The sequence below is a fragment of the Desulfospira joergensenii DSM 10085 genome (assembly GCF_000420085.1).
Classification (GTDB): Bacteria; Desulfobacterota; Desulfobacteria; order Desulfobacterales; family Desulfobacteraceae; genus Desulfospira; species Desulfospira joergensenii.
The window spans coordinates 1,105,932-1,127,478 of record NZ_ATUG01000002.1 but is presented as its reverse complement, the minus strand read 5'-3'; the positions used below and the strand labels follow the sequence as shown (position 1 = coordinate 1,127,478).

General features: G+C 52.2%; 21 protein-coding genes. 8 read left to right on the top strand and 13 right to left on the bottom strand.

The genetic code is table 11. The features are described 5' to 3' along the window. Positions 1 to 38: 38 nt before the first annotated feature. The 3 genes from F608_RS0117550 to F608_RS0117540 all read right to left on the bottom strand — a co-directional run bounded on the left by F608_RS0117550 (position 39) and on the right by F608_RS0117540 (position 2,907). Entirely contained in the window at positions 39 to 878 is an 840-nt protein-coding gene (locus tag F608_RS0117550; RefSeq protein ID WP_022666966.1) for a class I SAM-dependent methyltransferase, read from the bottom strand. Between the two features lie 246 nt (positions 879 to 1,124). After that, a complete protein-coding gene (locus tag F608_RS32430; protein ID WP_022666965.1) occupies positions 1,125 to 1,844 on the bottom strand; it encodes a GAF domain-containing protein in 720 nt (239 codons plus the stop codon). 163 nt (positions 1,845 to 2,007) lie between these two features. After that, entirely contained in the window at positions 2,008 to 2,907 is a 900-nt protein-coding gene (locus F608_RS0117540) for an AraC family transcriptional regulator (RefSeq protein WP_022666964.1), read from the bottom strand. A gap of 196 nt (positions 2,908 to 3,103) precedes the next feature. Here F608_RS0117540 and F608_RS0117535 point away from each other — a divergent pair, with 196 nt between their 5' ends. Then, complete coding sequence (locus F608_RS0117535; protein WP_027362866.1) at positions 3,104 to 4,261, top strand: iron-containing alcohol dehydrogenase; 1,158 nt, start codon at positions 3,104 to 3,106, stop codon at positions 4,259 to 4,261. Positions 4,262 to 4,390: 129 nt separating this feature from the next. Here the strand turns inward: F608_RS0117535 and F608_RS0117530 are convergent, their stop codons facing one another. From F608_RS0117530 to F608_RS0117495, 8 genes are all read right to left on the bottom strand, one after another. Then, positions 4,391 to 5,086, bottom strand: coding sequence for a DVU0298 family protein (locus F608_RS0117530; protein ID WP_022666962.1), 696 nt, complete (start codon positions 5,084 to 5,086; stop codon positions 4,391 to 4,393). Positions 5,087 to 5,228: 142 nt separating this feature from the next. Then, entirely contained in the window at positions 5,229 to 6,392 is a 1,164-nt protein-coding gene (locus tag F608_RS0117525) for an aminotransferase class III-fold pyridoxal phosphate-dependent enzyme (RefSeq protein WP_022666961.1), read from the bottom strand. A gap of 3 nt (positions 6,393 to 6,395) precedes the next feature. Beyond that, entirely contained in the window at positions 6,396 to 6,905 is a 510-nt protein-coding gene (locus F608_RS0117520; RefSeq protein WP_022666960.1) for a HyaD/HybD family hydrogenase maturation endopeptidase, read from the bottom strand. A gap of 103 nt (positions 6,906 to 7,008) precedes the next feature. Beyond that, the gene (locus F608_RS0117515; protein WP_022666958.1) at positions 7,009 to 8,646 is read right to left on the bottom strand and encodes a nickel-dependent hydrogenase large subunit; all 1,638 of its coding nucleotides are present in this window, start codon (positions 8,644 to 8,646) and stop codon (positions 7,009 to 7,011) included. Positions 8,647 to 8,707: 61 nt separating this feature from the next. Continuing rightward, positions 8,708 to 9,652 (bottom strand): hydrogenase small subunit, encoded by a 945-nt coding sequence (locus F608_RS0117510; RefSeq protein ID WP_022666957.1) that lies wholly within the window; start codon positions 9,650 to 9,652, stop codon positions 8,708 to 8,710. A 424-nt stretch (positions 9,653 to 10,076) separates the two neighbouring features. Next, positions 10,077 to 10,913: an arylamine N-acetyltransferase family protein gene (locus tag F608_RS32425; protein ID WP_022666956.1), complete on the bottom strand. Its 837-nt coding sequence runs from the start codon at positions 10,911 to 10,913 to the stop codon at positions 10,077 to 10,079. 220 nt (positions 10,914 to 11,133) lie between these two features. Continuing rightward, the gene (locus tag F608_RS0117500; RefSeq protein WP_022666955.1) at positions 11,134 to 11,334 is read right to left on the bottom strand and encodes a putative signal transducing protein; all 201 of its coding nucleotides are present in this window, start codon (positions 11,332 to 11,334) and stop codon (positions 11,134 to 11,136) included. Positions 11,335 to 11,371: 37 nt separating this feature from the next. After that, positions 11,372 to 11,806 carry a hypothetical protein gene (locus F608_RS0117495; RefSeq protein ID WP_027362865.1) on the bottom strand — a complete coding sequence of 145 codons (435 nt, stop codon included), beginning with the start codon at positions 11,804 to 11,806 and terminating at the stop codon, positions 11,372 to 11,374. Positions 11,807 to 12,089: 283 nt separating this feature from the next. On the opposite strand from F608_RS0117495, the gene F608_RS32420 reads away from it, so the two are divergent. The 5 genes from F608_RS32420 (at position 12,090) to F608_RS0117470 (ending at position 16,753) form a co-directional block, all read left to right on the top strand. Next, positions 12,090 to 12,728 (top strand): IMPACT family protein, encoded by a 639-nt coding sequence (locus F608_RS32420; RefSeq protein ID WP_033398793.1) that lies wholly within the window; start codon positions 12,090 to 12,092, stop codon positions 12,726 to 12,728. A gap of 79 nt (positions 12,729 to 12,807) precedes the next feature. Next, a complete protein-coding gene (locus F608_RS0117485) occupies positions 12,808 to 13,389 on the top strand; it encodes a helix-turn-helix domain-containing protein (RefSeq protein WP_022666952.1) in 582 nt (193 codons plus the stop codon). 14 nt (positions 13,390 to 13,403) lie between these two features. Further along, positions 13,404 to 14,690 (top strand): 3-isopropylmalate dehydratase large subunit, encoded by a 1,287-nt coding sequence (locus F608_RS0117480; protein WP_022666951.1) that lies wholly within the window; start codon positions 13,404 to 13,406, stop codon positions 14,688 to 14,690. A 10-nt stretch (positions 14,691 to 14,700) separates the two neighbouring features. After that, complete coding sequence (leuD, locus tag F608_RS0117475; protein WP_022666950.1) at positions 14,701 to 15,219, top strand: 3-isopropylmalate dehydratase small subunit; 519 nt, start codon at positions 14,701 to 14,703, stop codon at positions 15,217 to 15,219. Positions 15,220 to 15,448: 229 nt separating this feature from the next. Beyond that, a complete protein-coding gene (locus F608_RS0117470) occupies positions 15,449 to 16,753 on the top strand; it encodes a B12-binding domain-containing radical SAM protein (RefSeq protein ID WP_022666949.1) in 1,305 nt (434 codons plus the stop codon). Between the two features lie 114 nt (positions 16,754 to 16,867). On the opposite strand, the gene F608_RS0117465 is transcribed toward F608_RS0117470, so the two are convergent. After that, the gene (locus F608_RS0117465; protein WP_022666948.1) at positions 16,868 to 17,686 is read right to left on the bottom strand and encodes an NAD(+)/NADH kinase; all 819 of its coding nucleotides are present in this window, start codon (positions 17,684 to 17,686) and stop codon (positions 16,868 to 16,870) included. A gap of 79 nt (positions 17,687 to 17,765) precedes the next feature. After that, positions 17,766 to 20,507: a DNA polymerase I gene (polA, locus tag F608_RS0117460; protein WP_244154304.1), complete on the bottom strand. Its 2,742-nt coding sequence runs from the start codon at positions 20,505 to 20,507 to the stop codon at positions 17,766 to 17,768. Positions 20,508 to 20,570: 63 nt separating this feature from the next. Between polA and F608_RS0117455 the strand changes: the two genes are divergently transcribed. Together F608_RS0117455 and purN are read left to right on the top strand one after the other, a co-directional pair. Continuing rightward, the gene (locus tag F608_RS0117455) at positions 20,571 to 20,792 is read left to right on the top strand and encodes a hypothetical protein (protein WP_022666946.1); all 222 of its coding nucleotides are present in this window, start codon (positions 20,571 to 20,573) and stop codon (positions 20,790 to 20,792) included. An 18-nt stretch (positions 20,793 to 20,810) separates the two neighbouring features. Continuing rightward, entirely contained in the window at positions 20,811 to 21,533 is a 723-nt protein-coding gene (gene purN, locus F608_RS0117450; protein ID WP_022666945.1) for a phosphoribosylglycinamide formyltransferase, read from the top strand. The last annotated feature ends 14 nt before the right edge of the window (positions 21,534 to 21,547 follow it).

The following is a 21,547-nucleotide window of genomic DNA, read 5'->3' as shown; positions in this document are numbered from 1 at the left end:
GGCTTTTCTGCCGGAAATATTTTGTATGGGCCCTGCAATTATCTCTTTTTGGCAACCAATGCAATGGTCTCCGAACCCCGGTCAAAGGGAGCTCCGGAAACATCCGAATAATACTCGCTTACGGCAAAACCGCTTTCATGGAACTCCCGGGCAAGGGCCTCCACGGGATAGTATTGCAGCCAATTGTAAATTTCCCATTCCCTTGATTCCTGTATGATGGCGTACCTGTCAAGAACCACTTTTATATCATCATATTTGATGGTTTGAAGAAAACCGTAATAATCCTCATCTGACCAGAACCCTTCCAGAAGAAGGTGTTCAATTGAGGAACCCTCCCGGCGGCCCTCAAAGGCCTTTAGAGAAAAAACATCCAGAAGGAGACGGCCGTCCTCTGCCAGAAGACCATGAAATGACCGGAGCAGGGTTCTCCGCTGTTCAGGGCTCAGGGCACATAAATCGCAATAGATCAGGGTGATCAGGTCAAAGCGCTCATCTGAACTGAAATCAAGGTAATTTTTTTGGACAAACTCTGTGGAAAGTCCCTTTTTCACGGCCTGGTCCCGGGCATGGGAAATGGAGCGCCGGGAAAAATCGATCCCCAGAACAGAGGCGCCAGCCTCTCCAAATGCGTTGGCATAAAGCCCCGGACCGCAGCCGAAATCGGCAATCTTCAAGCCGGGCCCGACCTTGAACCGGTCCCTTATCCAGTTTATGGAGTTTTGAATGAAATCATGATTCCGGGATGCAGGTTCGCTATCCGGGTTTAAATGAAATTCAAGCATCTTTTTTGAAATATGATCGTCCGTCCAGAGTGTTTCCGCCGTATAAAATTCATATGGCGCAGGCTTCCGGCATATCTGTTTCAGTCGTTTATACATATTTATCCCTAAGAATATCTAAAAATGAGTGAGGTGTAAAAAATTGAAACCACCCGTGGATTCGCCCGGTTCGGCGGATCACACGGCAGGTGTATAAAGATATGCAAGAAAAGATTAAATCATGGAGTATGGATAGGAAAACCCGGGAATTCTGTCAAGATTTTTCTGTGATGCTGTTTGATTTTTTATTCAACCCTTGCCCTTTGTAATTGCATGTTTGCAAACGTCCGGCGCATGGGTCCAGATCTATCCCTTTTTTCTATTGATATACCACTCTTTTTTACCATAAAGCATATCCGAACATTCAGGACAGATTCCATGGCTGAAAGAGGCCTCGGAGTGTTTTTCGATATATGTCTCCATGAGGTTCCAATGCCCCTTGTCATCCCTGATTTTTTTGCACTTTGAACAGATCGGCACCAGGCCGCGGAGAATTTTAATTTCAGAAATATAATCGGAAAGAGTCTTGTTTTCCCCGCCCAAAGCGGCATTCATGTATATGAGTTCCAGGTGGGACTGGACAATATCACGAAAATTCTTTATCAGGTTCTCAAAGGTTTCCGAGTAGGCATTCTCCTTGTTATCAAGCACACAGATCGTCCCGAAGGGTTCCTGGTCCGGCAAAAAAATAGGGAACCCCAGGTAGGAGATCATATTCAGCTTTACATCCGGGTTGTTTTTCCATTTTTCATCGGCCAGTGCGTTGGGAACCAAAAGCCTGTCCCGGGTATTGATAACCGCTTCGCAGTATAACCCCGATTTCCGGAGCTGCTCCCGGTCGCCGGCATGATATGGATTGCCCTCACTATTGCTTGAAACAAAGACCTCTGCATCCGATTGGGTCCTGCGCATGATCAATGCGGCGGGGATACCGATCAGCTCGGCCATTATATCGACAATGTCCTGCCATTTTTCCGCAATGGGTTCCGGTATCTCAATCTCCGGGAACTTCAGATCCTCTTTCATTTTTCCTTATCCCCCTAAGCGTCTTGATGAAGCAACCAATACCCGTTTCATTTTTTGGTTATCCTAACTAACATAATACATGGCAAACAAAATGGAAGCCCCGGGCAGACAATCGGGTCTGTTTTTGTAAATATAAAAGATTATCCGTCGGATATTTCGGGTTTCAGGAGGCCTTTAAAGGCGAATGGATCTGGATGTAGGCGGCCGGGCTCCGGCCGAAATAACGTTTGAATTCCCGGCTGAACTGGGAAGGGCTCTCATATCCCACCCGGGCGGCGGCCTCGTTTACCCTCAGTTTTTGTTCCATCAGAAGGTCCAGGGACTTGTTCAGACGGATCTTCTTGATATACTGGAGAGGGGAACAGGCAGTGACCTCCTTAAAGGCACGGTGAAAGGCTGACTGGCTCATGTTGACCAGGCCGGCCAGTTCCTCCACCTGGATGGGGTGGTCAAAACCGCCGTGAATTTTTTTCAAAGCCTTGTCCACCCTTGAAACATTGGTATTCCGGATCGCCAGGGCATACAGGGAACGGGCACTCTCGCTGCACATGATCCTGAACAGCACTTCCTTGAGCAGGCCCTGACCGATCACCCCGGACTCCACCGGCGAGGTAAGGGCGGCCAGAAGGCGGGAAAGGGTTGACCGCAGCTGGGGGGTCATCCGGGAAAGAAAAAGCCCCGGCTGCCGGTTCCGGATCTCACATCTTTTTAACCCCTGGTGGCTGCCCATCTCCTGAATAATCTGGTGCAGAATCTCAATACGGATATCCACGAACATGGAGAGCAAGGGTGTTTTCCGGGTGGCAAAGGTTTCGCATTCGGCAGGTATGGGCAAAGTGAGCACCAGATAATTATCCGGATTGTACTCATAGACCTGGTTTCCCAGGTAGACCCGTTTGGCCCCCTGGCCCACGATGATGATTCCCTTTTCGTATAAAAGGGGCTTGCGCCTGTGGTACTCCGACGTCTTCATGATTCTGATTTCCGGCAATTGTGTGGGATTGATCCCGTCTTTTTTTGCCAGGACGGACATCTGTTGTGCAATGGTGGGGAGGGCTGCCACGAAAGAATCTCCTCGTATTTATTATTAAGCTTTCAAGGAACAAAAATACCATATACATGGCCGGCCGGAAAGTCCCCGATCGCAAAAAAAAGCAGGAATAGGCATGTGATTGACAGGTCTGTGCATTTAAAACATCGGACAGGGGATTATCTTATTCCCATATTTGATAACCCATCCGCCATGAGGAGATATGAACTTGGAAAATTTTGATTATTACAATCCCACCCGCATTGTTTTCGGAAAAGACCGGCTGGACGAACTGGATACCCTGGTACCGGAAGAGACCCGACTGATGATCCTGTACGGCGGCGGCAGTGTGAAAAAATTCGGGACCCTGGACCGGGTCCGGCAGGCTCTCAAAGGCAGGCAGATCCATGAGTTCGGCGGGATTGAGCCCAACCCCAGGTTCTCCACCCTGATGAAGGCCGTAGACCTTGTCCGCCGTGAAGGAGTCGATTTTCTGCTGGCCGTGGGCGGCGGATCGGTAATGGACGGAACCAAATTTGTGGCCCTGGCTGCCGGATTTTGCGGAAAAGAAACAGACCTGCTCTCCGGCAGGTTCAAACCGGTGCCGGTGAAGACTGCCCTTCCCGTGGGCACGGTGGTCACCCTGCCGGCCACAGGCTCTGAGATGAACAATCGCGCAGTGATCAGCCATGGGGACGCTAAAATTCCCATCTTCAGTCCCCTGGCCTTCCCCAGATTTTCCATCCTGGATCCCACCCTGACCTATACTCTTCCGCCGGCCCAGGTGGCCAACGGCATCATTGACACCTTTATCCACACCGTGGAACAATACGTGACCTATCCTTCAGAGGCTCGCTTCCAGGACCGTACAGCAGAGGGAATTCTCAAAACCCTTGTTGAAATCGGCAGCCGGACCCTGGACCACCCGGAGGATTACGACGCCCGGGCCAACCTGATCTGGTGCGCCACCAACGCCCTGAACGGACTGATCGGAGCCGGCGCGCCCCAGGACTGGACCACCCACACCATCGGCCACGAACTGACGGCCATGTTCGGCATGGACCATGGCAAAACCCTGGCCGTTCTCCAGCCGGCGGTCTGGACCGTCCGCAGGGAACAGAAAAAGGAAAAACTGCTCCAGTACGCAGCCAGGGTCTGGCACATCACCCAGGGGGAGTCTTCCGAAAGGATCGACCTGGCCATTGAAAAAACCCGGACCTTTTTCGAGAGTCTGGGTGTTTCCACCCGGCTCTCGGATTACGGGATGACAAAAGAAAAAATCGATGATGTTGTGGCCGCCCTTGAAAAACACGGCATGACACAACTTTCAGAGACCCGGGACCTTACCCCTGAAATCAGCCGCCGCATACTGGAAACCGCCCTTTAACCGGGCAGGATTTCCATTCAGGTAAAAAAAGAAGTGGCGCTTGAAATAAAAAAGATAGGCCGGATCGAATGTGCCCGCCAGTCCGCCTGCAGGATTTCCCATTCCCCCTCCGGCGAACCGGGCAGGCAGTCAGACGGTTTGGGCCTTTCTGGGGGTACAGGCCAATACCATGTCTGAAATCCGGGTCTTTATGAAATTCCAGCCCGTATAGATATCCACCTCGGTCTCATCCTCCAGCAGATTTTCCGGGACATTGCCGCAGTCAAAGGATTTGCCGTGGATCAGGGCCCGGATCGCATAGGCCCGCTTCACCGGATCAGGGGAGATAAGAAAGGAGCGGATCAGGCCTGCCGTGGTGGAGTCCAGGCCGTCGGGGCTGGATTTCAGAAAAGTTCCCACCCCCCACAGCACCCCCCGCTGGAGAATTTCGTGCTCAATGAAATTGCCCCTGTCGTCCAGGTATGAAAACAGGATGGATTTGAAATCCAGGGCCAGCTCCGGGCATCTGGCCAGGATCTCCCCCATGGCCTCGGGGGACCCCCATCCGATCCCGCCGGATTCATCATTGAGATTCCACATGATTCTCCGGAGAACGATTCTGGCCTTTTCCATGCGGTTCCCGGCCAGGCGCAGGACCAGTTCTCCCATGGCGGTCACGCTTCTGAACTTGATCAGCTCGTCTCCGTTGTAAAAATGGGAAAAGAGATGACCCACCAATTGATCATCTGAAATCTCTTCCAGGAGAGCCAGGGCCCGGGACCGGCTTTTTTCATCTAAGATCCGCCGGACTTTTTTCCTGTTTTTTCTTCCTCGGGGTTTGTTCATTCTCCTCCTTTAAAGGCTTGTGGTTCGGTCGGAATGGAGAACCCTTTTAGATCAATATAAGCATGAATAAAAGCTTGTCAGCATCCATTTACACAAGGAGCCCCAACCTTGCAAAGTCCGAAAGGTTGGGGTGAACTTTGGGTCACCTTTTTTGGGACGAAACTTCCTCTTCAAAGGCATCCATAAAGGAGTTGATTTCTTTTGGCGTGATGGTCAGGGGGGGATCGATCCGAAATGAGGTGCCCCGGTTGCACAGGATATATCCTTTCCGGATCAGGTTGTCGTAGATCTTTTCTGCGATTTTTTCATTGGCAAGGTCAACGGCAAACATCAGGCCCCTTCCCCGGACGCCGAGGATGATCTCATGGTCCACCAGGTCCCTGAGTCGTTCCAGGAAGCCAGCCCCTTTTTGTCCGGCCTCCTTAATGAGGCCCCGGACTTGAATCTCTTGGATCACGGCAAGGGCTGCCGCAGCTCCCAGGGGATCGTTCTGATGGGACTGGGCATATTTAAAAGGCCTGTTTTCCAACTCCCTTACCATATCCGGATGGATGGCGGCCGCGCTCACAGGATACCCGTTTCCAAGGCCTTTGCCCATGGCGATCAGATCCGGAAGGATGGGGTAATGCTGGAATCCGAACCACTTACCGGTCCGGCCGATCCCGGTGGTCACCTCGTTGGCGATGATCTTTCCCCCGTTGGCCCGGACCCGGTTCCCAAGGTTCTGGATCATGGCCTTTGGGGGAAACCGGACAAAGCCCGAGGAACTTCCCGGCTCAAACACAAAATCCGAAATATTGGTTGGAACCGCATCAAAGGCCCTGCAGGAAGGGTCGCAGGCCTCCTGTTTTTCACAGGTCCTGCAGGGTTCCCAATTGAACAGGAACCAGTCCCGGGTCCGGTTGGTAACCGATGAATAGGCGCCAAGATAGGAATCGTGAAGGGTCATGGAGAGTTCTTTGCCGGTGAGGTGCTTTGCCATCTGCCTGGAGATTTCAATGGCCTCGCTGCCCGAGCATAGGAACAGGGCCCTGCCCCCGGCAAAATCCGCGATATCCAGGACTGCCTCGGCTGCCGTTTCCAGGACGGGGTTTGAATAGCAGAAACCGGCGTGGGTCAGGACTTCCATCTGCTGGGTGATGGCTTCATTGACCCGGAGATTCTTATGGCCCAGGGCCGTGCACCAGACTCCGGATTCCAGGTCCATATACCGTTTCCCATGGGCATCAAACAGGTAGATCCCCTCACCGGCTGTAATATCCGGGATCTTAAGTTCGTGCCCGGTGCATGTGTAAACCTTTGTCATGGTTCAGTTTTCTCCTTGATCTATATCCTTATCCCGGGGAGAGTAAGATCCTCCCAGCCGGACGGCTTCCTCCAGGACCCTTTGGGTCAGGCCTTCCACCTTTGATTCAATCTCCGGCGTGAGTTCATCCTTCAGGGTATTCAGGTCTTTGGGTTCGATCCCGATGATGGTGGTCCGGGGCACATGATCCAGGGCCTTGCACAGGGTCAGGGCCTCGATGAGATCCACCTGGTGGAGGGAGTTCTTGGCCAGGATCCGGTTCGGGATCTGATCATGATCCAGGCGGTGGAAATCTCCCGGTTTTCCGTGGTTCAGGACCGTATCCACTACGATGAGCCGTCCGGCATTGGAGATCACCCCCAGAAGGTTGATCCCGAGAACCCCGCCGTCCACCAGGGTTACGTTGTCTGAAAACTCGTACTCCCGCATGAGTTTTTCAACCACGCGGACGCCCACACCGTCGTCACTGTAGAGGATGTTTCCCACCCCAAGGATTGTGATATTCTCGTTCATCTTATCTCTCCGTGCCTCTTTTCGGCCTATACCATAAAAGCAAAGGTTCCGGCAAGGTCATTGCCGGAACCCAATTCACATCCAGTCTGCCCGATGATTCAGATCAGATTACCCTCACCTTATAGGTTTCATTGGTGTGGGGATCAATCACATGGACGGCACAGGCGATACAGGGATCATAGGAGTGCACGGTTCTCAACACCTCCAGGGGCTGCTTGGGATCGGCAATGGGGGTACCGATCAGGGATTTCTCCACAGGCCCCTTCTGGTTCTCACCGTCGCTGGGTCCCAGGTTCCAGGTGGAGGGGACCACGTACTGGTAGTTCTTGATCTTGCCTCCTTCGATGTCGATCCAATGTCCCAGGGCTCCCCTGGGAACGTCGTTGAGGCCGAAGCCCCGGCCCTTGTCCGGCATTGTCCAGGGCTGGTATGTCTTTTTATTGCCCGCTGCGATATTGGATTTAAGGGTGTCGATCCATCCTTCCATGGCATCGCCCACCACCACGGTTTCAATGGCCCGGGCAGCGGTTCTACCCAGGGTGGAAAAAAGAGCCTCGGTTCCCACACCCAGGGTTTTCAGGGCATGGTCCACCAGGGCTTTTACCTGTTTGTGGCCGCCGGTATAGGCCACGAGAACCCTTGAGAGGGGACCGACCTCGGCAGACTTGCCCGCATACCTGGGGGCCTTCATCCAGGAGTACTTGTCATCGGTGTTGTAGCTCACCTCTCCCTTTATGGGTTTGGTCTCCCCCTCATAGGGATGCTTGGCACTGCCCTTCTCATACCAGGCCCGGGTCACATCCTCGGTAATCTTCAGGGTGTCCACGGCCTTGGGAACCAGGTCTCCCATGAGAACGCCGGCGGGAAGAAGCAGGTCATCATTGATGTTCTTCTGGGGAAAGTCCCCGTAGGCCAGATAAGTATCGTTGTTTCCGCCGATACCGCCCCAGTCTTTGTAAAACGAGGCCACGGCCAGAAGATCCGGCAGATATACTTCATCCACAAAGGCCTTGGTTTCCTTCCAGATGGCAAAGAACTCATCGATTCGTTCCGGGGTCAGATCCCTTACCGAAGTTACCCCGCCCACGACCAGGGACTGGGGATGGGGGTTTTTGCCGCCGAAGATGGCATGCATCCGGGCAGCCTTGGCCTGGAGCTTGATGCCTTCCAGGTAATGGGATGCGGCCATGAGATTGGCCTCGGCCGGGAGGTTATAGGCAGGGTGTCCCCAATAGGCATTGTTAAAAGGGCCCAGCTGCCCGCTGTTGACAAAGGTTTTAAGCCGGGTCTGGACTTCCTTGAAATAGGCGGCCTTCTGGGGACGGCCGGACACGTTTTCCGAAAGCTTGGCCGTTTTGACCGGATCTGCAGAAAGGGCAGAGACGATGTCCACCCAGTCCAGGGCATGGAGATGATAGAAATGAACGATATGATCATGCTGGTACTGGGCGCCGTGGAGCAAGTTCCGGACGATCCTGGCATTTTCCGGGATTTCGATGTCACAGGCATCTTCCACGGCCCGGACAGAAGAAAGAGCATGGATATAAGTACAGACCCCGCAGGACCGCTGTACAAAATGGTGGGCGTCCCTGGGGTCTCTTCCCTGGAGCATCATTTCAATTCCCCTGAACATCTGCCCCGAACTCCAGGCATCCTTTACTTTCCCGTTTTCGACTTCCACCTCTATCCGTAAATGACCCTCGATTCTGGTAATGGGGTCAACAATGATTCTTTTACCCATAATAATATCCTTTCACCCAATGGTGTTTATGTCTTTTAGTATCACTCTACCGCGATCTGTTTTAAGATTCTTCGTAAAACGGGGTCATGCTGTCCCAGAAATCAGGCTCACTGCATCCGATGCAGGGATGACCGGCCTGGATGGGAAAACTTGTGGCATCGTTAAATTTCGCGGTGGGACAATTATTATAGGTTTCAGGTCCTTTGCATCCCATCTCGTAGAGGCAGTATCCCAGTTCCGCTTCCTTGGACCCGAATTCTGATACAAAGTTTCCTTCTTCATAATGTTTGAGCCTGGGGCAGTTGTCGTGGACAGACTCTCCATAGGCAAATACGGGCCTGCCGTAGTCATCCAGCTCAATGGTTTCCTTGCCCAGGTACTTGAGGATGGTCCCCAGCAGGTTAAGTGGGTTGGTGGGGCAGCCGGGAAGATTGACAGGGTTGATACCCAGGGCATCACCCACGCCCTTGTATCCGCCCGGGTTGGGGGCGGCCGCAGCCACTCCGCCGTAACAGGCGCAGGTCCCCAGGCAGATCGTTGCCGCCGCCTTTGGAACCACATCATTGGCGATCTCCAGGAAGGTCCTGTCAGCGACCTTGCCGTAGGCTCCGTTGTATTTCGTAGCAACGGCTCCTTCCACAACACAGACGAATTTACCCTTGTACTTTTCCACGGCGTCGTGGAGGCTCTTTTCCGCCTGGTGCCCGGCCGCCGCCATGATGGTTTCGTGGTATTCCACGGAAATGGTTTCCAGGATGATTCCCCCCACATCCGGGGTTCGCAAAAAGGCTTCTGAACATCCGGTGCATTCACCGAAATGCAGCCAGACCACAGGCGGGCGGGGTTTTATGGCAGCCTGCTCTATCTGCTCGGCCACCTTTCCCACACAGGAGTAGGACAAACCCATGGTGGCGGTCAGGGCCGTACAATACTTGAGAAAATCCCTTCTTGAGACGCCTTTTGCTTCCAGTTTTTCGTAAAACTCTTTTTTCGGATCTTTTTCCATATCACCTCCATTGATGATGGTTATGACTTCATATCATAATTCGCCAGTATCCATTCATAGATTAGGAGCCTCCGGCAGATCAAATTGATTGTTTGAATTCAAGGAGGGGGAGGGATTGAATATTTCTATGGGTCGATTTTTCCCATTCCTACGGGGCTTGCCGTCCTCCTGGGGGGATTAAATCCGTATGCCGTTCAACTCCCCTATGGTCTGGTCTTGGGGCCTGCTAATTTAATTTTAAGGAACAAAGTTAAACACAATAGGATATATAAAATCCCGGTGATTCCAAAAGCGCACCGGTCCATTTTTTCACACTGATCGAGTAATCGGTTGCGAATATTAGAAATATCGGGGTTTTTCTCTATAGCGAAGAACTCCTGATTGGAAATGATATTTTGAGGTAACTATATACATGTCTGCCGATTCATGGCCTGGCTCTGGACGTTGCCGGAGTAATGGAGACGGGCATCCCTTTCTTTCCGATTGGACACGGCAGGTCGAGTCCGAAGTACTGCTTGAGCTTGGCCTGGAAATCCTTCTCGTTTGTGATGAGGCTTATTTTCCTGCCCTGTTTGGAATCGATTTTGAGATGCTGATCGGTGAGGGTGATCCGTCCCTCCCTGGTGGGGATGGTACAGATGCGCTGCTTCACGAACAGAGATTCCGGAAAGGTGGAGGTAAAATGGTTGGACATTAGATAATCTGCTTCACTGCAGGGATCCAGAGTAAAGGCATATTGGCACCGGTCGCCTTCCCGTGTGAGAAGGCCAAGGATATATCCGAACCGGGGATCCTTTTCCAGCCGAAAGGTGCGGGAGAACTGGTACTGGTCCTCCGGGGTATCAAGGAGAATTGGTCGGATAATGCCGTCCTTTCCGAAACCCACGTCTGCAATCCATCTGTGGCCCGGGGTTTCCACCATAAGGACCTGATGGGTTTTGGGGCCGAATGTCCGTTTGAAGTCAACGGCCACCCTTGCCAGCAGCGGGGTGACTTTAAATCCCAAGGTCTCTAAAACAGCGGCAAACAACCCGTTCATCTCAAAGCAGTATCCTCCCCGGCCCAGGGTTACGATTTTTTTGAACAGGGATAAGGGATCCAGCGATATGATTTTATTATAGTAAACATCAAGATTTTCAAAGGGGATGCTCAGGGTATGGGCCTGGTGAAGACCGTGCAGAGTCTCCTGGCAGGGGGAAGTCCCCCCTGTATACCCGACTCTTTCAAAGTAAGCGCCTAGGTTCAATTCCGGGGGGTTCATGCCTGTGGTTTAACTCCTCCTTTTGCTTTTCCCGACACCGGCCGGGACCATTCGCTCAAATTATATCCGAATTGGGATTGTTTTTATAGCTGTTCTCAAATTCCCTTTTTTTCCTATATTCGGATTCTGCGCAGGTCCAGGCAGGAGCAAAGGTTTTGCGGATTGCAGGCCTTCGGGCCGCAGAAACCCCATATTGGAATATCACCTTTATAAAAATTTTTTAAAGAAAATCGGATAAAAGTTCCAGGCTATCCTGGTATTGAATTTCATTCACCATCAATTTTATCGCACTTGGCACCTGCCGTATGGTTCCAAAGGATTCCCCTTGAATGGTATAGTCAATTCCGCGGGCCTCTAAAATTGATTTGATAATGCTGATTTCATCCTGTCTGAGATTGGCGGTAACTTCTTTATATTTCATTGATTTTTCCTTTCGGTTCAGATTGCTGTCTCTTGATTCAGCGCTCCCTGGGCTCTAAAAGATAGAAGTTGGAGATGGCAAAGACCACTTCCGCATCCTGGCCTGGGATCAGTTTTTTTGTGAGTTGTTCGATCAAAATCTCGATTTCCGTATGAATTCTGTTTTTTAAGATTACCAAGTCAGATCTCCGGAGCCTTTTTGACTCCAGTATTTTTTGAAGGGCCACCCCTTTCCATTCTAGCTGCAGCCGCTGCAGCAATTTATTGTATTCATCTGATTTGTAAATTTTGGAATCTTGGGGTTTTGAAAGGAAAGCAATAGAAACAATCAGGTTCACAATCCCCATCTCCTCCAGCTCAACAGAAGCAATAATGCTTGAATTGTCTTGGCTGTATGAAGATGAGTAGATTCCGGCAAAAGAACTGGACGATAGGAACAAAGGTAAGATTAAGGCAATAAAAAATTTTTTCATGATGCCATTCCTTTTATTCAAATGGTGAAGATATAAGGTCCGGGGATCGGTCTTCCCGGACGGCAATTGATTTGCCCAGTGCAGCGCCTGGATTGATCCTTGATTATAGGTTCTGTTTACCCTGATAATTTGCAAAAAATCCGATTATCAGATAAAACTGCCTTCTATAAATATCTATCCGGGAGATGCATAGTCAATCCAAAAGGAAGAAAAATAATGAATCCGGGCCATGGGATTGTTCAAAGATTTCATGGGGGAAAGCCGATTCCGACAGGATCAATCATTGCCTGAAACAAATCCTAAAAAATACTTTTATTCCGTGGGACGGGCAGACAACGATCCGGTCCGGACCGCAGAGATCAAAATCCGGCGGTCCGTGTTCATCTGTTCCCTGGCCCATGCCGGGACCATTGAATCGGCCAAGGCCTTTATCTCAAGGATCTCAAAAGAAAACAAGACCGCCACCCACAACTGCTGGGCTTATATCGTGGGAGACAAAGGGGAGATCAGCCACAGTTCTGATGCAGGTGAGCCGGCAGGAACCGCGGGCAAACCCATGCTCAATACCCTGGCCGGCCATGGCATGACCCGGGTCGCGGCCGTGGTGACCCGTCATTTCGGAGGGGTCAAGCTGGGGATCCGGGGATTGATTGAGGCCTATTCCGAATCCGTGGAGGCGGCCCTGGACCAGGGGAAACTGGTCAGGCTGGTCAACACCCGGTCCTTCAGGATCCGGCTGGCCTATGACTTCAACGATATCTTTTTAAATCTCATCACCCGGTTTGAGCCCCGGATCCGGGATACCCGGTATTCGGATATTGTCGAGCATGATCTGGAAGTGGAAGAGATCCATGTGCCCGGTTTTGAACTCTTCCTGACCGAGTACCGGGACCAGGGCCGTCTGAAATTTGAAACCTGCTGATTAAAAAATAGAGTTGACAAGGCCCATAATTTAAGTATTATTAAAGAAAAATTAACTATACTTAAATTATGGGCAGCGTATGAAAACAAAACTGGGCGCGCTTTTAAGGGCCACGAGGAGTTCAAGGCATCTGACCATCAAGGAGGTGGCCACCAAGGCCGGGGTCAGTTCCAGCCTTCTTTCCCAGATCGAGAGGAACAGGATCTCCCCTTCCCTGGACACCCTGCTCCAGCTCCTGGAGGTTTACGGGGTTTCACCCAACAATTTTTTCAAGGATTACCAGACCCATTCCAGGGTCGAGATCGTCCGGAAGGACGATAGAAAAATCCACCAGCGCAAGGGGTTTACATACGAAAAGCTCAGCGGCGAGGGCCAGGCCAAGGGGAACCATTCCTTTAACGCCTTTTTCATGGCCCTTGAGCCCGGACAGGAACGGGGGGACGCCAGCGACGGCCATCTGGGACGGGAACTGGGTATCGTGGTGTCGGGCTCGGCCCGGCTGACATACGGGGAAGAGGAATTTGAAATCCATGAAGGGGATTCGGTCTCGTTTTTTTCCCAGATTCCCCACGTGATTAAAAATATTTCCGACACCTTGTTCAAGGCCTATTGGGTGGTGACACCGGCGGACGGGGAAGACTATTTCGGAGAAGAATCTTAAGAGGGAGAGGAGTTATGGGAAAGACAATCGCAGAAAAAATTTTTGAGACCCATTTAAAAGATCAGCCCTTCGGGGATGTGTGTGTGCTGACCCTGGACAGGGTGTTCTGCCATGAAATCACGACCCCCACGGCCATTCAGGATCTTGTGGCCCGGGGAAAGGACCGGGTCTTTGATCCGGACAAGATCAAGGCGGTCATCGACCACGTCACCCCGGCCAAGGATTCCAAGACGGCCATGCAGGGGAAGATTTTACGGGAGTGGGCCCTGCGCCACGGGATCAAGGATTTTTTTGACATCGGCCGCAACGGGGTCTGCCATGCCATTTTTCCGGAAAAGGGATTTGTCAGGCCGGGTTTCACTGTCATCATGGGAGATTCCCATACCTGCACCCACGGGGCCTTTGGGGCCTTTGCCGCCGGAGTGGGCACCACAGACCTGGAGGTGGGAATCTTAAAGGGGGTATGCACCTTTAAAAAGCCCGAGACCTATAAGATAGAGATCACAGGGAAATTGCAGCCGGGCGTCCTGGCCAAGGATATCATCCTGGAGGTGATCCGGCAGATCTCCGTGAACGGGGCCACCAACATGGTCATTGAATTTTCGGGCCCTGTGGTGGATGCCATGAACATGGAACAGCGCATGACCCTTTCCAACATGGCCGTAGAAGCCGGTGCCACATCCGGAATCTGTTTGCCGGATATGACCACGGTGGAGTATCTCTGGCCCTTTATCAAGGATGAATTTGCCGACCGGGAAGCGGCCCTGGAAGAGTACGCCGGATTCAGATCAGATCCGGACGCGCTATATGCCAGGCAGAAAACCATTGATGTCTCCTCCCTGGAGCCCATGGTCACATTCGGATACAAGCCGGACAATGTAAAACCGGTTTCCCAGATGAAGGGAACAAAGGTGGACCAGGTCTATATCGGCTCCTGCACCAACGGAAGGATAGAAGATCTGAGGATCGCCGCCAGGGTGATCCAGGGCAGCACCGTCCATGACCGGGTCAGGGCAATCGTATCTCCGGCCACTCCGGATATTTTTTCCCGGGCATTGGAAGAGGGGCTGATCAAAATCTTCATGGATGCAGGTTTCTGCGTGACCAATCCCACCTGCGGAGCCTGTCTGGGCATGAGCAACGGGGTCCTGGCCCATGGAGAGGTGGCTGCAGCCACCACCAACCGGAACTTCAACGGCCGCATGGGCAAAGGCGGCATGGTTCACCTGGTAAGCCCGGCCACGGCCGCTGCTACAGCCATCCAGGGCGAAATTGCAAATTCAAGTCTATTTGAAAACTAGGAGGCCATTCATGAAAGAATTCAAAGGAAAAGTCCTGTGCCTGGACCGGTCCGATATCAATACCGATGAAATCATCCCTGCAAAATATCTCACGGAAATTGAGAAAATTGCCATGAAGCCCCACCTTCTGGAAGATTTAACTTTAGAGGGATTTCATCCGGAAAAAGATCTTAAAGAAAAGGCCGTGGTCCTTACCCGGGAAAATTTCGGGTGCGGTTCCTCCCGGGAACATGCCCCCTGGGCCCTGGAGGTCAACGGCATCAACGTGGTCATTGCCCGGAGTTTTGCCAGGATATTCCGCCAGAACATGTTCAACTGCGGCATGCTGGCCATCGAGCTTCCCGAAGAGGATATCCAGACCCTTTTTGATGCCTGTGCCGGAAAAGGAGCAAAAATCGCCGTGGACCTGGATGCATCCCTGATCCGGGTCAGTCCGGGGGACCTGGCCCTGCCCTTTTCCATATCCGAGTTTGACCGGGCCCTGGTCAGGACCGGTGGATGGGTGGAGTACGCAGATCAGAACTATTGAACCCGGCGCTGCAAAAAACCTCATAAATGGAAGCTAAACTTCAAAACAAGTAAGTCCGACCCAAAGGCAGACTGGGAATCCAATTTCCCAGTCTGCCTTTTTTCCTTGCAAAAGCCGGGAGGAATATTTTACATCACCTCTTTTCCGTGCTATAGAATAATTATCTCTCATTTCAGCTGGGAATATCCTGAAATTCCGCCGTTTCCCATCATTGACCAGGGAGGCCTTCATGAAGGTTTTGATTATTTCAGCCGGTTTTATCCCCATGACCCCGGTGGGTCCCGCCTATATCGCGGGCGCCGCCCTTAAGGAGGGGCACGATGTAAAAGTGTTTGACTGCCTGTTTAACGGATCTGATCCCGGCAGGCTTGGATATCTTCTCAGTTCGTTTGAACCGGATGTGGCCGGCATTTCCATCCCCATAACCCTGGGGCAGGATGAAGGCGGGGCCACAAAGATGGATGGTCCAAAGGCAAAGATAAAGCAGATTGTCGATACCATCAAAAAAAAATCAAATGCCAGGATTATCGCCGGCGGGGCCGGATTTAATTTTTTCTCTGAAGACTGGCTGATATATCTCGAGATTGAATACGGTCTCAGGGGGGAGGGAGAAGTCTCGTTTCCCCTTTTTCTGTCGAAACTATCCCGGGGAGAACCGATCTCCGGGATTCCCGGCTCTGTGATCCTGCGCGGGGACAGGACATTCACGGAGACCGGGGACAGGATAATGGACCTGGACGGAGTATCCATGCCGGCCTACGAGCTGTTTGAACCGGCCAGGTACAATGAACTGGACATCCCCTGGGGAGTTTCCACCAAAAAAGGATGCTCCCTTGACTGCTTTTTCTGTTCCGACAGTCAGGATCACCGCTACCGGCTCAAATCCTCTTCCAGGGTCGTGGAGGAAATCAAATACGTAAAACGGGTGACAGGATCCAGGCGGATCAACTTTTCAGACAACAGCTTCAACTGCCCCATCACCCATGCAAAATCCATCTGCAAAAAGATGATCCAGGAGAACCTGGACGTGGACTGGCGGTCAGGTACCTTCAAACCCCTGGGGTTTTCCAGGGAGTTCTGCGATCTGCTCAGGGCTTCCGGGTGTTCCTTTGTGGGCCTGGCCATGGAAACTGCTTCTCCCAGGATGCTGTCCAACCTGAACCGGGGATACAGGACCGAGGATATTGTAACGGCCCTGGACAATCTAAAGGGGTCGGGCATGGATTTTGGTGTTTCCCTTGTCATCGGCGCCCCGGGGGAAACCATGACTTCCATCCGGGAAACCCTGGACGTTGTGGATGCCTATCCTGAAATCAAGGCCGTATGGGTCAATATCGGCGTGTTTGGATGGCGCCGGAGGATCCTGGCCAATGTGGACAAAGGAATCCGGGAGCCGGCCGGACTCTTTGAAAACCCCTACTATATTTCGCCTGAACTGGATGGGGAAGATATAGAAGATCTCATTGATGATCTGTCCTTGAGAAGGAATGTCCTCATCCAGGTCAACAGATCCATGGCAGATTCCGGAGAATAAATTCCCCGGGCCGGACCACGGCAGTCCAGGGGATCCCATCCTTATTTTCCCCTGGCGTTGCAAACATCAGAAAGATTTCATCTTTTTTCTCAAATTTTTATGCATTCTTGGAGATTACTTTCCCCCGCTCCAATGAAGCCTTGTCTTGAGCACCTTGAAATAGGATTGATTTTCAAAGGAGATCATCTTAATGATGTTCCGGCTTTTTTTGATGAAGATCTTGTCCCCGGGATCCATATCAAATCCCTCCTGTCCGTCAAGGGTCAGGATCATGTCTTCGGGACTGCCTTCCAGACGGATCTCAATGGGAGTGGAGTCCGGGATGAGCAGAGGCCGGTTGGTCAGGGTAAAGGGGCAGATGGGCGTCAGGATAATGGAGGGAACCTCCGGGTGGACCACCGGCCCTCCGGCCGCCAGGGAATAGGCTGTGGATCCCGTGGGCGTGGCCACGATCAGGCCGTCTGCCCTGAAGGTGGTCAAATAGTTGCCGTCCAGAAAAACGGCGCAGGAGGCCAGGCGGGACAGGGCGGATTTATTGATCACGGCATCGTTGAGCACATCCACATCCACGATCCGTTCCCCGTTCCGGACCACTTTGATATCCAGCCGGGTCCGTTCCTGGATCAGATACTCTTTTTTGAATACAGACTCAATGGCCTGGTAAAGGCGCTCTTCGGTAGTTTCGGCCAGAAACCCGACTTCCCCGAATTTGACCCCCATGAGGGGGATGTCCCGGTCTTCAATGAACCGGGCCACGTGCAGAAATGTGCCGTCTCCGCCCAGGACCACGAGACAGAGAAGATCATCGGGGATCTTTCCGGAATCCCGGGTGTCAATAACCACGCATTTCTCACCCAGGGTTCGGACCAATTCCCCGGCCTTTTCCTGGGCATACTCTTCGTTTTTAATTACGATCCCGATCCGGTCTGTCATAACCGCTCCATTATCTGGGAAAAGTCAGTCGCTGAAATCAGAGCACAAGCCAAATTGTCAATTCTCCATTATTCATTGTTTAGTGTGCCTCTGCCCAACTGCTCCCGGATCCGAAATTGACCTTGAGGGGCACTTTTAAGGGGTGAACATTTTCCATGATCTCCCCTGCCAGGGTGATCAGATCCTCTTTTTCTTCCAGGGGGGTCTCAAATATGATTTCGTCGTGGACCGAAAGCAGCATCTTCGAACTCATCCTGTTTTTCACAAGGGCCGCTTCCATCCGGATCATGGCCAGCTTGATGAGATCGGCTGCGCTGCCCTGGATAGGGGTGTTGATGGCTGCCCTCTGGGCAAAGTTTCTTAGGTTTGCATTGGAAGAGCGGATATCGTCCAGGCGCCTTTTCCGGCCGAAAATGGTGGATGTCTCACAGGTTTTCTTGGTTTCTTCGATACAGGAATCAATGAAATTCTTGACCCCGGAATAGCGCTTAAAATAATTTTCAATATAGGTGGCGGCCATTTTCCGGCTGATATTCAGTTCGCTGGCCAGCTTAAAGGCCCCCATGCCGTAAACGATCCCGAAGTTGATGGCCTTGGCCTGATTTCTCAGTTCATCCGTAACAAATTCCGGGATCACCTGAAACACCTCCAGGGCGGTCCGGGTATGGATATCCTCATCCTGGTTAAAGGATTCGATGAGGATCTCATCTTCAGCGCAATGGGCCAGAATCCGCAGTTCGATCTGGGAATAATCCGCCGAGATCAGAGTATGCCCATCCTTTGGGATGAATGTCTTCCGGATTTTCTTGCCTTCGGGTTTTCTCACGGGAATGTTCTGGAGGTTGGGATTTGAGCTGGAGAGCCTTCCCGTGACCGTGATGGTCTGGTTGAATGAGGTGTGAATCCGGCCGGTTTCCGGATGAATCAATTTCTGCAAAGCGTTCACATAGGTGGACAGCAGTTTGCCCAGGGTCCGGTATCGGAGCAGTCTTTCCGGAAGTTCATGGGTCTTGGCCAGGACGGTCAGGACCTGGACGTCCGTGGAATATCCCGTTCTTTTCCGGGTCTTTTTCACGGACTTGAGTTTCAGCTTGTCAAAGAGGATGGCGCCCAGCTGCTGGGAGGAATTGATATTGAACTCTTCTCCGGCAAGCGCGTATATCTCTTTTTCAAGGGCAGAAAGTTCCCGGGTAAAGGTCTGGGACAGTTCCGCCAGGTTTTCCCGGTCCACTTTGATCCCAGCCATCTCCATGTTTCCCAGAACCGGAATCAGGGGAACTTCAATCCGGTTGAACAGGTCGGCAAGTCCCTTTTCCTGGATCTTTTTGGACAATGTTTCATAGGCCATGAAGGTGAGGTCGGCGTCTTCGGCGGCATAGTCTGCGGCCTGGGAAAGGGGAACCCGGGCAAAGGAGATCTGGTCCTTGCCCTTGCCGGCCACCTCTTCATAGGAGATCATCTTGTACCCGAAAAGGTTCATGGCGATCCGGTCCAGGCTGTGCCCCCGGGTGGAGGGGTTGAGCAGGTAAGAGGCGATCATGGTGTCAAAGAAGATGCCCTGCATGGAAATACCATACCTGGCCAGAACAATGTAGTCGTACTTGATGTTCTGCCCCACCTTCCGGACTTCGGGATCTTCGAGAATGGGCTTGAAAATCCTGAGGATCTCTTCTTTTGAGGGCTGCTCAAAATCCAGGGGTTCCGTTTCCGGCTCACTGGCCTCCTCTTCTTCCTCTCCGGATGAACTAAGATGGCCGACGGGGATGTAGAATCCGGTGTTTTCCATATAGGAAAAAGAGATTCCCACCAGCTCGGCCCGCATGGGGTCCTTGCCCGTGGTTTCCGTATCAACGGCAAAGATGCCTTTGTTTTGAAGAACATGGGCCAGCTTTTCCAGCTCCTGGGAAGTGGTGATCAGCTTATAAACCTTTTCGGACTTGTCGGCTGTGCCGGCAAATTCCGAAGCCAGGGTTTTAAATTCAAATTCCTGAAAAAGTTCAAAGGCCTTTTTGGTGTCAAAGGGCTTGAGCCTGAAATCCGACATGGTTTCCTTCACCGGAACCTTGCGGTCAATGGTGGCCAGGTCCCGGCTCAAGAATACCAGGTCCTTGGAGGCGGAAAGGTTTTCGTGAAGTTTTTTCTTTTTGGCCAGGCTGTCCAGGTTGTCATAGAGATTCTCAATGCTTCCGAATTCCGAAACCAGTTTCAGGGCGGTTTTGGGCCCCACTCCCTGGACGCCGGGGATATTGTCCGAGGTGTCCCCGGCCAGCCCCAGCACATCAATAAACCGGGCCGGTTCAATGCCCATGTCCGCCCGGATGTCATCGGCGCCGGTATGGGTGTCCTTCATGGGGTCCCAGAGGCTGCAGCGGTCCGTCACCAGCTGAATAAAGTCCTTGTCTCCGGTAACCATGACCACCTCAAAGTTCTCTTCCTGGGCGATCCGGGCAAAGGTTCCCACAAGGTCATCGGCCTCATATCCCATTTTCTGGACAATGGGGATGTTCAGGGCCGAGGTCACCCGTTTGATGTCCGGTATCTGGGCGGCCAGCTCATCGGGCATGGGCGGACGGTTGGCCTTATAGTCCTCATACATGGAATGGCGGAAAGTGGGTCCCTTGACATCAAAAAGCATTGCCGCATATTCGGGTTGCTTTTCCTTTAACAATTTTAATAAAATCCGGGTAAAGCCGAAGGTGGCGTTGGTGGGATGGCCCTTGGCCGTGGAAAGGCTCCGGATGGCATGGAATGCCCGGTATAAAAATGCACTGCCGTCAATGAGAAAGATCTTTTTGGAGTCTGCCATATTATTTAATTCCATGTTGAATTTTCTTCAATTTTAGGCATATATACTATCTTTTGAGGAAAAGGAGAAGGAATTTATATGAGGGATAAACAGGCCAAAGATACCAGAAAAGGCCGGCGCCACAAATGCGAGAAGCAGTGCGACTGCTGCAGCGGGCAGTTCATGTTCTGCTGGCAGTGCCGGTGCGGCTTTTCCATTTGCCAGGCCTGCATGTACGAAAACCAGTGGGGCATGACCTGCAACGGGATTACCTGGGAATGCCCGGACTGCGGGGCACAGAACGGTTACGGAAATCAGTAGACAAAGGAGGATCCACCCATGGCAGACAAGATCAAAATCGGAACCCTGATATCCGGGGGGGGCACCAACCTCCAGGCCATCATCGATGCATGCCGGGCAGGCAGAATCGATGCTGAAATCCTGTTCACCGGCTCGGACACCCCCGGGGTAAAAGGACTGGAAAGGGCTGAGGCTGCAGGGATAGAAACCTTTGTTGTGGATTACGACCCAATCATCCGGTCCTGTAAAAAGGGGATAAACGACCTGGACCTGCCTCAGGACTTTGACCTGGCTGAGATCCTTGAAAAGCAGCGCCTCATGCCGGCGGATACGGCCCGGGAAAGGGTGGAACTCTTCCTGAAGTCCAGGGCCGTGGCCGAAAAAAAGCTTCTGGACCGGATCTCTGCCTATGACATCGATCTTTTGGTCCTGGCCGGATTCATGCGGGTGTTGACCCCCTATTTCATCGACCGCATCAACACCCGGCCCGGTCACCATAAAATCATGAACATCCATCCTGCCCTGCTCCCTGCATTTCCCGGTACAGACGGGTACGGAGATACCTTCCGGTACGGGTGCAAGGTCGGCGGGTGCACGGTTCATTTCATCGACTACGGTGAGGACACCGGCCCCATCATCGGCCAGAAGGCCTTTGAGATCGAGGACACGGACAGTCTGGAAGACGTCAAAAAGAAAGGACTGGAAAAGGAATGGGAGCTGTATCCCGCCTGTATCCAGAAATTCGCCCGGAAAAAACGCTGAAGACCGTTAGATCG